This is a genomic window from Mesorhizobium sp. M1A.F.Ca.IN.020.06.1.1, from assembly GCF_004023265.1.
GTDB lineage: Bacteria > Pseudomonadota > Alphaproteobacteria > Rhizobiales > Rhizobiaceae > Mesorhizobium.
Map to the genome: position 1 here is coordinate 1 of NZ_RZSR01000047.1, position 12724 is coordinate 12724.

Here is a 12724-nt window from a genome sequence, read left to right on the forward strand (position 1 = left end):
GCCGGCGCCGGCTTCGGCCTTGTGCCGCGGCTGGCGGTCGCCGCGGCGCTCGATCGCGGCGAGGTGGCCGAGATCGCATGGCCGGGCCCGATCCGCTCGGCGGAGCTGGTCATGATCTGGCGGCGCCGGCGCGTCCAGCCGCCGGCGCTGAAGCTCTTGCTCGCGGCGATGGGCGAAAACTTCGCGCTCGTCAGACCAGCCGCTGCCCGCCCTCGACATGCAGCGTCGTTCCCGTCGTAAAGCCGTTGCCCATCAGGAAGCGGATCGCGTCCGCAATGTCTTCCGGCCGTCCGACCCGTCCCGCCGGCAGGCGCTTCGCCATCGCGGCAAGCGTCTCGTCCTTCGCATCGCCGGCAACGAATTGCCAGATCGGCGTGTCGACCCAGCCGGGCGAGACGGCATTGACGCGGATCGGCGCCAGCTCGATGGCCAAGGCCCGCACCAGCCCTTCGAGCCCGGCGTTGACGGCCGCGACCACCGAGCCGCGCGCGGCCGGGCGGTAGGCGGCAATGCCGGAGACGAAGGTGAGCGAACCATTGGCCGAAAGTTTCGGCGCGCCATGCTTGGCCAACAGCAGCGGCCCGTAGAACTTGCTGTCGACAACCTTTTGCGCCGCCGAAAGCTCGATGTCGGGCAACAGCCGGTAGGCGCCTGCGATATGGGCCGCCGTGCTGACGATATGCTCGAGCCGGCCGATGCGCGCGAACAGCGCCGCGACCTGGGCCGCGCGGCTGATGTCTGCCACCGCCGTTGCCAGCGCGGCCGGGCGATCGAGCTCATCGCGCGCGGCGTTCAGCCTCGCTGCATTGCGCCCGGCGATGATGACGCCGGAGCCTTCGGCGAGGCAGCGCCTGGCAAGCGCCAGCCCCATGCCCGAACTGCCGCCGACGATCAGGACTTTTGTCTCGTCCATGTCCATGCCTTTCCTTTGCATGGACGGTGATGTGGCAGGCCGGCCGGCGGAGCGGAAACGGAAGAAACCGATAGTGTTATCGGAGAGTCCGATGGTTGGCTGGCGCGGCTTTGATAATTCAACCAGGCAGGGCAGGGGGGCGCCAAGAAACGCGGCCTTAAATTCCCACGACTATAAGCTAAGGCGGCGGCGTCTCGACAGGGCTGGCGGGACAGCGCGCCCTCTGGTCTGCCGGCCGTCTCCCCAACAAAGGGGAAGATCGGAGCCTCGGCTCAGGCAAGAAGGAACACCGATGGCCCCCATCAAGGTCGACCCGAGCAAGGTCCACGAGTTCTCGGACGCTGAAAGCTTCTACGCCTGGCTCAGCCAAAACCACGCCGGCGAAAGCGAGGTCTGGATCAAGATCCACAAGGTTGGCTCTGGCCTTCCTTCGATCACGCCGAAGGAAGCGATCGACGTCGTGCTCTGCTTCGGCTGGATCGATGCGGTGCGCAAGTCGCTCGACGAGAAGAGCTTTCTGCAGCGCTACACGCCGCGCGGCAGGAAGAGCATCTGGAGCAGGATCAACGTCGACAACGTCGCGCGCTTGATCGAAGAGGGCCGCATGACGGAGCATGGCCTGCGCGAAGTCGAGGCGGCCAAAGCCGATGGCCGCTGGGACCGCGCCTATGGCGGCTCGAAAGAGATGACAATTCCGCCCGACCTGCAGGCCGCGATCGATGCCGAACCGAAGGCCAAAGCGATGCTGGCAAAGCTTTCGGCGCAGAACCGTTTCGCGCTCGCCTTCCGCGTCCACAACATGAAGACCGAGGCGGGGCGCAAGAAGAAGATCGAGACGTTCGTCGAAATGCTGAAGCGCGGCGAGACGATCTATCCGCAGAAGAAGTAGGGCACGATCCGGACCGGACGACCGCGCCAGCGACCCGGTAAGCAAAAACGCCGCCTTTGAGGGACGGCGTTTCCGGGAAGCGATGATCCCGAACCCTGTTGAAGCGGTCCGGGATCATTCGGTCATGAAGTCTTTGGCCAATTGCTGAAAAGCCAAAAGCTGGCGACGCGCCTTATGCGGCGACCTTCTTGCCGTGCTTCTTGTGGGTACGCTTCTTGGTGTGGTGCTTCACATGATGCTTCTTGGCGTGATGCTTCGAGTGCTTCTTCACGTGATGCTTGCGGGCGTGACGGCGATGATGCTTGACATGCTTCTTGTGCGGGCCGTTGGCGTCCGGCTTGGCCGTCTGGGTGGCCGCAGCCGGAGCCGCGGTGGTCGTCGTGGCCGCAGCCGTCGTGGTCGCGGCGGCGTTGGCTTCGGTAGTGCCGAGCGCCGGCACCGCGAAAGCAAGCGCGACCGCCAGGCCGAGAACGGAGAGAAGGGTCTTTTTCATAAGTCGGCATTCCTTTTTCGAAGATCGATATCAGGTTGTCGCTGGCCGTAGTTCGGCTGCTCCGGTGCCGCTTATGACAGCCGGTCTTTTCGCGAGTTTTTCCGGGCTGTTGAATCTTGTTTCCGGATTGTGTCTGGCGGGGAGGGGGCGCTTGCTGGTCAATTCGACCTGCCCCGGCTGGGTCGCGACATGGGCGATGCCGGCGGCCGCCCCGTCGCGCAAGGCGCGGCCGGCATCGTCTGCGCCGCAACCTTGCCCGACGGTCCGACCGGCGGCTTTTTAGCGATGGCAAGCGGCTGCCCTGGTGAAGGGACACCATGCTGCCCCCAACCTATCCGCATGCTACGAAAATAGCATTCCCGGCCAGCGAAATGTGATGCTAGGCTCGCGCCCGTGCACCCAAGGCGCGCGGCGGCCCAGCCGCAAACGAGCAGGCCCGCAAGAATAGGAGTGGCAGGCGGGATCGAGGCCTCAATCCACAATCCGACGGAACTGTTGAACCATTGCGAGGTCCGCCGCGTTTCCCGTGGTTGACCACAAGGGAGGAACTACCAGTGAAAGCATCCTATCTCGTCTCCGCCGCGCTCATTGCGGCATCCGCAATGCCGGCGGCGGCTGGCGAAATCTCGGACGGCAAGGTCAAGATCGGCATCTTGAACGACCAGTCCGGCGTCTATGCCGATTTCGGCGGCAAATGGTCGGTCGAGGCCGCCAAGATGGCGGTCGAGGATTTCGGCGGCAAGGTGCAGGGCGCGCCGATCGAGATCGTCAGCGCCGACCACCAGAACAAGCCGGACATCGCCTCCAACATCGCGCGCCAGTGGTACGACACCGAGCAGGTCGACGCGATCATGGAGCTCACCACGTCTTCCGTCGCGCTCGCCGTCCAGGGGCTTTCCAAGGAAAAGAAGAAGATCGACATCGTCACCGGCGCCGCCTCCACCGACCTCACCGGCAAGCAGTGCTCGCCCTATGGTTTCCACTGGGCCTACGACACCCACTCCCAGGCGGTCGCCACCGGCGGCGCGCTGGTGCAGCAGGGCGGCGACAGCTGGTATTTCATCACCGTCGACTATGCATTCGGCTATTCGCTGAAGGACCAGACCGCCAAGCTCGTGGAATCCAGTGGCGGCAAGGTGCTGGGCGAGGTGCGCTATCCGCTTGGCTCCACCGACTATTCCTCCTTCCTGCTGCAGGCGCAGTCCTCCGGCGCCAAGATCATCGGCCTAGCCAATGCCGGCCTCGACACCTCGAACTCGATCAAGCAGGCGGCCGAGTTCGGCATCGTCGCCGGCGGCCAGCGGTTGGCGGCGCTGCTCTTCACGCTGGCCGAGGTGCATGGCCTTGGCCTGCAGGCGGCGCAGGGCGTTGTGCTGACGGAAGGCTATTACTGGGACCGCGACGATGTGAGCCGCGATTTCGCGCAACGCTTCTTCAAGCGCACCAACCGCATGCCAAACATGGTCCAGGCCGGCACCTATTCGGCGGTGACGCAGTATCTGAAGGCCATCGACAAGGCCGGCACCGACGAGACTGAAGCGGTGGCCAAGCAATTGCATGAGATGCCGGTCAACGACGTGTTCACGGTGAACGGCAAGGTGCAGGCCGACGGCTCGATGGTGCACGACATGTATCTCTACCAGGTCAAGAAGCCGGAGGAGAGCAAGAAGGACTGGGACTACTACACCTACCTGGCGACCATTCCCGGCGACAAGGCCTTCATGAAAGCCGAGGACAGCGGCTGCCCGCTCGTCAGCAAGTGACGCTCGACACCGCCATCGCCGTCCGCCGGGACGGCATCGACCAGACGCCGCGGGTGGTGCTTTCCGCCCGCGGCCTGCGGCGCGACTTCGCCGGATTCGTCGCCGTGAAGGATGTCGACCTCGACGTCCACCACGGCAGGATCCATGCCTTGATCGGTCCGAACGGCGCCGGCAAGACCACCATCTTCAACCTGTTGACCAAATTCCTGCAGCCGACCAGCGGCACCATCCAGCTGCTCGGCACCGACATCACCCGCACGCCGCCGGCCAAGGTGGCGCGCATGGGCCTTGTACGCTCCTTCCAGATATCGGCGATCTTTCCGCATCTCAGCGTGCTCGACAATGTGCGCGTCGCGCTGCAGCGTCCGGGCGGGCTGGGCTATCAGTTCTGGCGCCCGGTCTCGGCGCTGGACCAGCTGACGCCCCGGGCGCGCGAGCTGCTCGCCATAGTCGGGCTCGACGACGCCGCGCATCGGCTGGCGGGCGATCTCTCCTATGGCAGGAAGCGTGTGCTGGAAATCGCCACCACGCTGGCGCTCGATCCAAAAGTTCTGCTGCTCGACGAGCCGATGGCCGGCATGGGGCATGAGGATGTCGGCACGATCTCAGGCATCATCCGCTCGCTGGCGAAAGACCGCGCCGTGCTGATGGTCGAGCACAACCTCACCGTCGTTGCCGATCTCTGCGACTGGATCACCGTCATGCAGCGCGGCCAGGTGCTTGCCGCCGGCGACTACGCGACTGTGAGCCAGGACGAGCGCGTGCGCGTCGCCTATATGGGGACCGAGCATGAGTGAGCCACTGCTTGCCGTGCGCGACCTTCATGCCTGGTACGGCGAGGGCCATGCGCTGCACGGCGTCAACCTCGAAGTCCTGCGCGGCGAGACGGTTACGCTGCTTGGCCGCAACGGCGTCGGCAAGACGACGACGCTGCGCGCCATCATGGGGCTGATCCGCAAACGGACGGGCAGCGTCACTTTCAATGGCAAGGACCTGATCCGCCTGCCGCTGCACCGCGTCGCCCACCAGGGCATCGGTTTCGTGCCGGAGGAGCGCGGCATCTTCGCCACGCTCACCGTCGACGAAAATCTGATCCTCCCGCCGGTGGTGGCCAAGGGCGGCATGAGCGTGGAGGAGATCTTCGACCTCTTCCCCAACCTCAAGGAACGTCGCAACAGCCAGGGCACGAAGCTTTCCGGCGGCGAGCAGCAGATGCTGGCGATCGCCCGCATCCTGAGGACCGGCGTCGAAATGCTTTTGCTCGACGAGCCGACCGAAGGCCTTGCGCCGGTCATCGTCCAGCGCATCGGCGAATTGTTGGCGACGCTGAAGAAGCGTGGCATGACCATCCTTTTGGTCGAGCAGAATTTCCGCTTCGCCGCCCGCATCGCCGATCGCTTCTACCTGATGGATCACGGCAAGGTGGTGGAAGGTTTCCCGGTCGGCCAGCTTTCCGCGCACACCGACAAACTGCACGAGGTGCTGGGGGTATGATGGCCAAATGACCATGATCTTCGGTATCCCCATCCAAGCCTTGCTCGGCCAACTGCTTGTCGGCCTGATCAACGGCTCTTTTTACGCCATGCTCAGCCTCGGGCTGGCCGTCATCTTCGGGCTCTTGCGCATCATCAACTTCGCCCATGGCGCGCTCTATATGTTCGGCGCCTTCATCGGCTATCTGCTGCTCGTCCATCTCGGCATCGGCTACTGGCCGGCGCTGATCATCGTGCCTTTGGCCGTCGGCCTGTTCGGCATCGTGGTGGAGCGCGTAGCACTGTCGCGGCTCTACCGGCTCGACCCGCTTTATGGCCTGCTTTTCACCTTCGGCCTTGCGCTGGTCATCGAAGGCGTGTTCCGCTTCTATTATGGCGTCTCCGGCAATCCTTACGCGGTGCCGACCCTGCTTGCCGGAGGCACCAATCTCGGCTTCATGTTCCTGCCCAATTACCGCGGCTGGGTGGTGGTGGCCTCGCTCATCGTCTGCATCGGCACCTGGCTGCTGATCGAAAAGACCAGGCTCGGCTCCTATTTGCGCGCCGCCACGGAGAACCCCGAGCTGGTGCAGGCTTTCGGCGTCAACGTGCCGCTGCTGCTGACGCTCACTTATGGGCTGGGCGCAGCACTTGCCGGGCTGGCCGGCATTCTTGCGGCGCCCGTCTACCAGGTCAGCCCGCTGATGGGATCGGACCTCATCATCGTCGTCTTCGCCGTCGTCGTGGTCGGCGGCATGGGCTCGATCCTCGGCGCCATCGTCACCGGCTACATGCTCGGCCTCGCCGAGGGCCTGACCAAAGTTTTCTATCCGGAGGCCTCGAACCTGGTGGTCTTCGTCATCATGGCAATCGTGCTTTTGCTCCGCCCCGCGGGCCTGTTCGGAAGGGACGCGTAGATGAGCGAGGCGACCCTTCACGCAGAGCGCCCCGCTGCCTCCGTCCGGCTGGAACGGGCGCTTGTGGCGCTGGGGATCATGGCGCTCGTCGCCGCCCCGTTCGTCATCTACCCGATCTTCGTCATGAAGATGCTGTGCTTCGCGCTGTTCGCCTGCGCCTTCAACCTGCTCCTCGGCTACACCGGGCTGCTTTCCTTCGGCCACGCCGCCTTCTTTGGCGGCGCCGCCTATTTCTGCGCCTATGCCGTGAAAGCCTGGGGCTGGCCGCCCGAGGCCGGCATCCTGCTCGGCGCTGCGGGCGCGGCAGGCATGGGCCTCGTCGTCGGCTTCCTCGCCATCCGCCGGCAAGGCATCTATTTCGCCATGATCACGCTGGCGATGGCGCAGATGTTCTATTTCTTCTGCGTGCAGGCGCCCTTCACCGAAGGCGAGGACGGCATCCAGGGCGTGCCGCGGGGCCATCTCTTCGGCATGCTCGACCTCAACGTGCCGATGAACATGTATTTCTTCGTGCTCGCCATCTTCCTGATAGGCCTTTTCGCCATCTGGCGCATCGTCAACTCGCCCTTCGGCATGATCCTGCGCTCGATCCGCGAGAACGAGAACCGTGCCATTTCGCTCGGCTATTCCGTCGGCCGCTACAAGCTCGCCGCCTTCGTCATGTCGGCGGCCCTTGCCGGCCTCGCCGGCGCGGTGAAGGCGATCGTCTTCCAGTTCGCGACCCTCACCGACGTCACCTGGCAGATGTCGGGCGAGGTCATCCTGATGACGCTTCTTGGCGGCATCGGCACCATGGTCGGCCCGGTGGTCGGCGCCGGCCTCGTCGTCGGCCTCGAGAACACCCTTGCCACCTCCGGATTCCCGGTGACGATAGCGACCGGCGTGATCTTCATGGTCTGCGTGCTGATCTTCCGGCGCGGGATCGTTGGGGAGATCTATGCGCGGTTGCTGGGGAGGGAAGGCGGCAAGAGCTCTTAAGCAGCCGCCTCGAACCGTTTAATTTCCTTGAGCTCTTCCTGCAGCGACGCGCCCTCCACGGCCAGGTCGTAACTGGCTTGCATGTTCATCCAGAACTGTGGCGTGGTCCCAAAGAATTTGGCGAGACGCAGAGCGGTGTCCGGCGTAACGGGCGTGGTCTCGTTGGCGAGGCGCTCGATGCGGGTACGTGGGACGTGAAGCTTTTTCGCCAGGGTGTAGGGCTTCAGGTCGAGTGGCTCTAGGAACTCGGCCCGCAATATCTCGCCGGGATGAATAGGCTTATCGAGGTTGATCATTGGTTCCGCTCCTGTCGGACAGAGCTGTTGGTTTAGCTAATGGCAGTCGGTGATCTCCACATTGTCCGCTCCTCCATCGGTCCACCGAAAGCAAACACGAAATTGGTCGTTGATACGGATTGAGTACTGACCGGCGCGATCGCCCTTCAGCGCTTCAAGCCGATTTCCCGGTGGGACTTTCAGGTCGGCCAGTTCGGCTGCGTTGCCCAGCATGAACAGTTTCCGCTGAGCGACACGAATGAGATCTGCCGGAAATCCTTTCGGAGCTTTGCCTGTCGAAATCGCTTCAGTGGTCTTGTCTCTGAACGAACGTATCATCCACCACTGCCCCTCGTAACGTATCTTTGCATGATACGTCTCCGAGATCAAGCGCAGAGTATCATGCCGCGATACGAAATGCCCCGAGGGATCATGTTGAGTGAGGTGCGCCCACCGGCACCTCCAGCCCGACCTTCACCCGATCCATCGCAACGAACGTGCGAAACCGCCTGACGTTGTTGTTCTCAAAGAACAATCGCCGGGTCAGCGCCTCGTAGTCGGCCATCGTCGCCACGGTGACGACTAGGATGAAGTCGGCCTCGCCGGTCACGTAATAGCATTGCTGCACTTCCGGCACCGCGGCGAAGCCGCGCTTGGCGGCGTCGATCAGCTCGGCCCGCTCGCTCTCCACCTCGACCTCGACGAAGATGGTGATCGGATGGCCGACCTTGGCCGGATCGACCAGCGCGACATTGGCGCGGATGACGCCCATTTCCTCCATGTGCTTGATGCGCCGCTGCACGGCCGGCGCCGAGAGGTTCACCGTCTCGCCGATAATGCGCTGGGGCGTGCTGTTGTCCTTCTGCAGGATGGCGAGGATGGCGCGGTCGAAGGCGTCGAGGTCGGGCAAAATGGACATGACAGCATCTAAACGAAACAAACTTGCATTTCAGGTGCCGAAACAGAGCGCCTTTCTCACTGGACTTGCAATAAATTTCAGCCAACAAGACAGAGAGAGCCGATCCATGTTCCTCCTTAACCACCACCCGAGCCATCGCCAGCCGCTGACCGAACAAGACGCCGCGACGCTTGGGCTCGCCGGAGCCGCCGAGGCCGAGCGCTTCCTGGCCGCACGCGACAACCATGCCGAGACGCCGCTGCATGCTTTGCCGGCGCTGGCCGGCGAACTCGGAATCGCCGCGCTCCACATCAAGGACGAGGGTAAGCGCCTCGGCCTCGGCAGCTTCAAGGCGCTGGGCGGCGCCTACGCCGTCATCCGACTGGTGCTGGAAGAGGCCGAGGAACGGCTCGGCCGCGCTATCGATGTCGCGGAATTGCATGGGCCCGACGTGCAGGCGATTGCGGCCGGGATGACCTTCGCCTGCGCGACCGACGGCAATCATGGACGCTCGGTGGCGCAGGGCGCCGGCCTGGTCGGTGCGCGCTCCGTCATCTTCGTCCATTCGGGCGTAAGCAGCGAACGCGTGGCGGCGATCGCCCGCTTCGGCGCCGAGATCGTGCGCATCGCCGGCGATTACGACCAGTCGGTCAGGGAAGCCGCCCGTGTCGCCGCCGAGCGCGGCTGGACCGTCGTCTCCGACACATCCTGGCCGGGCTATGAGCGCATCCCGGGGCTGGTGATGCAGGGCTACACCGTTATCGTGCGCGAAGCGCTGAGGCGCTTGCCGCAGCCGCCCACCCACGTCTTCCTGCAGGCCGGCGTCGGCGGCCTCGCCGCGGCGGTGGCCGGCCATTTCGCCATCGTGCTTGGCGAAGATCGCCCGACGGCAATCGTGGTCGAGCCCGCGCGGGCGGCGTGCGTCTACGCCACCGCGAAGGCGGGGCGTCCAATCGCGATTGCGCACAGCAAGCCCACGGTGATGGCGATGCTCGAGTGTTATGAACCGTCGCTCGTAGCCTGGCGCGTGCTGTCGCGGCTTGGCGATGCTTTCATGACCGTGGACGAGGAAGACGCGGTTTCGGTGATGAACCGCCTGGCGCGGCCTTCAGGCACTGATCCGGCGATCGTTTCCGGCGAGAGCGGCGGGGCAGGGCTCGCCGGGCTGATCCGCGCTGCCGGCGACAAGAAGATGCGCGGGGCTCTCGGCCTCGATGCCCAGTCGCGCGTGCTCATCATCAACTCCGAAGGCGCGACCGACCCCGGCCGCTATGCCGAGCTGGTCGGGATGGCGCCGGACGAGGTTGCGCTTGCGAGGCAGCCGGCATGAGCAGTCTGACGATCAATGCCGACCGTCTGCTTGGCCGTATCGAGGAGCTCGGCAGCCTCGGTCGCGATGCGCAGGGCCGGCTCGTCCGCGTTGCCGCCTCCGACATGGACAAGCTTGGCCGCGACCGCCTTGTCGGTTGGCTGGAAGAGGCAGGGCTCGACGTCGCCATCGATCGCATGGGCAACATCTTCGGCATCTGGCAGGGCGACGCCGAGGCAGGCCAGGAAGCGGTGATGCTCGGCTCGCACATCGACACGGTGATCGACGCCGGCATCTATGACGGCTGCTACGGCGTGCTTGCCGGCCTCGAAGCGATCGAGAGCCTGAAGGAGGCAGGATTCGCGCCGGCGCGCCCGCTTGTGGTCGCCGCCTTCACCAATGAGGAGGGCGTGCGCTATTCGCCTGATATGATGGGCTCGCTGGTCTTTGCCGGCGGCCGGGATATCGAAGAGGCGCTGGCCTCGATCGGCACCGACGGCTCGGTGCTGGGTAAGGAGTTGGAGCGCATCGGCTATGCCGGCCGACATCAGCCCGGCTTCCTCAAGCCGCATGTCTATGTCGAGCTGCATGTCGAACAGGGGCCGGTGCTGGAGCGCGAGGGCATCGCCATCGGCGCGGTCGAGAACCTGCAGGGCATTTCCTGGCAGCGCATAACCATCGACGGCGTGGCCAACCATGCCGGCACCACGCCGATGTCGATGCGCCAGGATGCCGGCGTCGCCGCCGCGCGGGTGATCAGCTTCCCCGCTGACCGAGCCAGCGCCTCGCCGACGCCCACGGTCGCCACCGTTGGCACCATTGCTTTCGAGCCAAACGCCATCAACGTCATCCCGTCGCGGGCAATCTTCACCATCGACCTTCGCGATCCGAACGAAATGCATCTTCGCGAAGCGGAAGCGGCGCTCGCCGCCTTCCTGGACGACCTTGCTGCAAGCGCCGGCGTCACCATCCATGCCGAAAGCCTGGCGCGCTTCGAGCCGGTGACGTTCGATGCCGGCATCGTCTCGCTGATCGAGGATGGCGCCAGAGCCGCCGGCCTCTCCTGCCGGCGCATGACGTCGGGCGCGGGGCACGACGCGCAGATGATTGCCCGCATTGCGCCGTCCGCGATGATCTTCGTGCCGAGCCGGGGCGGCATCAGCCACAGCCCGGACGAGTTCACCGCCGCCGACGAACTGGTTGCGGGCGCCAATGTCCTGCTTGGCGTCGCCGCCCGGCTGGCAGCCGCCTGATCGCGGAACCAAACGGTATGTTGTCGACGGCAGGTGCCGCCAAGGCGAAACACCACCAAAAATAGTCATCTCGAAACGTTGCGTGCCACCAAGGCGGGAATCCGGCGACATCTGATCGAAACAAACTTCAATCACTAGCCAGATCAGGGAGCGCGATTCTCGCGCGCGTCAAAAAAGTTCAGTGTATCGAAGAAAGAATAGCATGCTGCTCATCAACCAGCGCCCCGAACACAACCAGCCGCTGGTGCCGGCCGACGCCGAGGCCCTCGGCCTGGCGGGCGCCGACCGGGCCGAGCATTATCTGAGGGCTCGCGACGACCATGCCGAAACGCCTCTCTATGCCTTGCCGGCGCTGGCCAATGGCCTCGGCATCGCAGCACTGCATGTCAAGGACGAGGGCCAGCGTCTTGGCCTTGGCAGCTTCAAGGCGCTGGGCGGCGCCTATGCCGTCATGCGGCTGGTGCTGGAAGAGGCCGGCAAGCGCTTCGGTCGCGAAGTCGATATCTGCGAAATTAACGATCCGAAGCTGCGCGCTATCGCCGCCCAGATGACCTTCTGCTGCGCCACCGATGGCAACCACGGCCGATCGGTCGCGCAGGGGGCGGGCCTCGTTGGCGCGCGTTCGGTCATCTACGTCCATGCCGGCGTCAGCGCCGAGCGCGTGGCGGCCATCGCCCGCTTCGGCGCCGAGATCGTGCAGGTCGAGGGCGGTTATGATCAGGCGGTCCGCGAAGTCGCCCGGGTCGGCGCCGAGCGCGGCTGGAAGATCGTCTCCAACACCTCCTGGCGCGGCTACGAGCGCATTCCGGGGCTTGTCATGCAGGGCTACACGGTGATCGTGCGCGAGGCGCTGCGGCACATGGCCGAACCGCCCACGCACGTCTTCCTGCAGGCCGGCGTCGGCGGTTTTGCGGCGGCGCTTGCGGGCTATATGGCAATTCTGCTCGGCGAGGGGCGGCCGAAGGCCGTGGTGGTCGAGCCGAGGCGCTCGGCTTGCGTCTACGCCTCGGTGGAGGCCGGCCGTCCCGTAACGATCGCTCCTCAGCTGTCGACGGTGATGGCGATGCTGGAATGCGCCGAGCCGTCCCTGATCGCCTGGCGGGTGCTGGCCCGCGTCGGCGACGTCTTCATGACCGTCGACGAAGACGACGCGGTCGCGGTGATGAACCGGCTGGCCCGGCCCTTGGACAACGATCCGGCCATCGTTTCCGGCGAGAGCGGCGGCGCGGGGCTTGCCGGGCTGATCCGCGCAGCCGGAGACAAGGGCATGCGCGCGGCTCTCGGGCTCGATGCGACGTCGCGTGTCCTCGTCATCAATTCGGAAGGCGCGACCGACGCCGGCCGTTACACCGAGCTGGTCGGGGCGGTGCCGCGGGAGCTGGAGCTGCAGATCGCCTGAAGGATTTTCAGGAAAGCGGGCTTCCCCCCGGAATCGATGGAAATGAAGCGCAACTTCGGGAAGACTCGCCTGGAACGAGCGCTGGGGAAAGAGAAGATGGCTGACCTCGACCAGCAGCAGCTGCATCGCGCGATGACGGCCTGGAGGCGCGACCTCCACGCCCAC

General features: G+C 64.9%; 15 protein-coding genes. 10 read left to right on the forward strand and 5 right to left on the reverse strand.

Annotated elements, in window-relative coordinates; translation table 11 throughout:
* The coding region (locus EOA60_RS04025) for a LysR substrate-binding domain-containing protein (protein ID WP_245502522.1) at positions 1-240 on the forward strand (240 nt) is incomplete at its 5' end.
* Here EOA60_RS04025 and EOA60_RS04030 read toward each other — a convergent pair.
* Positions 191-919 (reverse strand): SDR family oxidoreductase, encoded by a 729-nt coding sequence (locus EOA60_RS04030; RefSeq protein ID WP_128311081.1) that lies wholly within the window; start codon positions 917-919, stop codon positions 191-193. The two genes, EOA60_RS04025 and EOA60_RS04030, sit on opposite strands and share 50 nt — an antisense overlap.
* A 286-nt stretch (positions 920-1205) precedes the next feature.
* Here EOA60_RS04030 and EOA60_RS04035 point away from each other — a divergent pair, with 286 nt between their 5' ends.
* Complete coding sequence (locus EOA60_RS04035; protein ID WP_095801378.1) at positions 1206-1802, forward strand: YdeI/OmpD-associated family protein; 597 nt, start codon at positions 1206-1208, stop codon at positions 1800-1802.
* 172 nt (positions 1803-1974) lie between these two features.
* Here EOA60_RS04035 and EOA60_RS04040 read toward each other — a convergent pair whose 3' ends face one another.
* Positions 1975-2295, reverse strand: coding sequence for a hypothetical protein (locus EOA60_RS04040; RefSeq protein WP_095824513.1), 321 nt, complete (start codon positions 2293-2295; stop codon positions 1975-1977).
* A gap of 554 nt (positions 2296-2849) precedes the next feature.
* On the opposite strand from EOA60_RS04040, the gene EOA60_RS04050 reads away from it, so the two are divergent.
* From EOA60_RS04050 to EOA60_RS04070, 5 genes are read left to right on the forward strand one after another with little or no spacing between them, the layout of a single operon-like run.
* The gene (locus EOA60_RS04050; RefSeq protein ID WP_127335473.1) at positions 2850-4058 is read left to right on the forward strand and encodes an ABC transporter substrate-binding protein; all 1209 of its coding nucleotides are present in this window, start codon (positions 2850-2852) and stop codon (positions 4056-4058) included.
* Positions 4059-4072: 14 nt separating this feature from the next.
* Entirely contained in the window at positions 4073-4855 is a 783-nt protein-coding gene (locus EOA60_RS04055) for an ABC transporter ATP-binding protein (protein WP_164748365.1), read from the forward strand.
* The gene (locus tag EOA60_RS04060; protein WP_066998451.1) at positions 4848-5552 is read left to right on the forward strand and encodes an ABC transporter ATP-binding protein; all 705 of its coding nucleotides are present in this window, start codon (positions 4848-4850) and stop codon (positions 5550-5552) included. Before EOA60_RS04055 ends, EOA60_RS04060 begins: the two co-directional genes overlap by 8 nt.
* Positions 5553-5559: 7 nt before the next feature.
* Positions 5560-6447, forward strand: a complete 888-nt coding sequence (locus EOA60_RS04065) for a branched-chain amino acid ABC transporter permease (protein WP_066998448.1) — start codon at positions 5560-5562, stop codon at positions 6445-6447.
* Positions 6448-7425, forward strand: coding sequence for a branched-chain amino acid ABC transporter permease (locus EOA60_RS04070; RefSeq protein ID WP_127335474.1), 978 nt, complete (start codon positions 6448-6450; stop codon positions 7423-7425).
* On the opposite strand, the gene EOA60_RS04075 is transcribed toward EOA60_RS04070, so the two are convergent.
* The 3 genes from EOA60_RS04075 to EOA60_RS04085 all read right to left on the reverse strand — a co-directional run bounded on the left by EOA60_RS04075 (position 7422) and on the right by EOA60_RS04085 (position 8619).
* Positions 7422-7721 (reverse strand): HigA family addiction module antitoxin, encoded by a 300-nt coding sequence (locus EOA60_RS04075; protein ID WP_067322571.1) that lies wholly within the window; start codon positions 7719-7721, stop codon positions 7422-7424. The two genes, EOA60_RS04070 and EOA60_RS04075, sit on opposite strands and share 4 nt — an antisense overlap.
* A 36-nt stretch (positions 7722-7757) precedes the next feature.
* On the reverse strand, positions 7758-8039 hold the full coding sequence (locus tag EOA60_RS04080; protein WP_095824667.1) for a type II toxin-antitoxin system RelE/ParE family toxin: 282 nt from the start codon (positions 8037-8039) through the stop codon (positions 7758-7760).
* Between the two features lie 91 nt (positions 8040-8130).
* Positions 8131-8619: an Lrp/AsnC family transcriptional regulator gene (locus tag EOA60_RS04085; protein ID WP_095824511.1), complete on the reverse strand. Its 489-nt coding sequence runs from the start codon at positions 8617-8619 to the stop codon at positions 8131-8133.
* A 106-nt stretch (positions 8620-8725) separates the two neighbouring features.
* Between EOA60_RS04085 and EOA60_RS04090 the strand changes: the two genes are divergently transcribed.
* From EOA60_RS04090 to EOA60_RS04100, 3 genes are all read left to right on the forward strand, one after another.
* Positions 8726-9928: a diaminopropionate ammonia-lyase gene (locus EOA60_RS04090; RefSeq protein ID WP_095824510.1), complete on the forward strand. Its 1203-nt coding sequence runs from the start codon at positions 8726-8728 to the stop codon at positions 9926-9928.
* Positions 9925-11160: a Zn-dependent hydrolase gene (locus tag EOA60_RS04095; protein WP_095824509.1), complete on the forward strand. Its 1236-nt coding sequence runs from the start codon at positions 9925-9927 to the stop codon at positions 11158-11160. The genes EOA60_RS04090 and EOA60_RS04095 overlap by 4 nt, the downstream gene beginning before the upstream one ends.
* 202 nt (positions 11161-11362) lie before the next feature.
* Positions 11363-12559 carry a diaminopropionate ammonia-lyase gene (locus EOA60_RS04100; RefSeq protein ID WP_095824508.1) on the forward strand — a complete coding sequence of 399 codons (1197 nt, stop codon included), beginning with the start codon at positions 11363-11365 and terminating at the stop codon, positions 12557-12559.
* Positions 12560-12724: the final 165 nt, after the last annotated feature.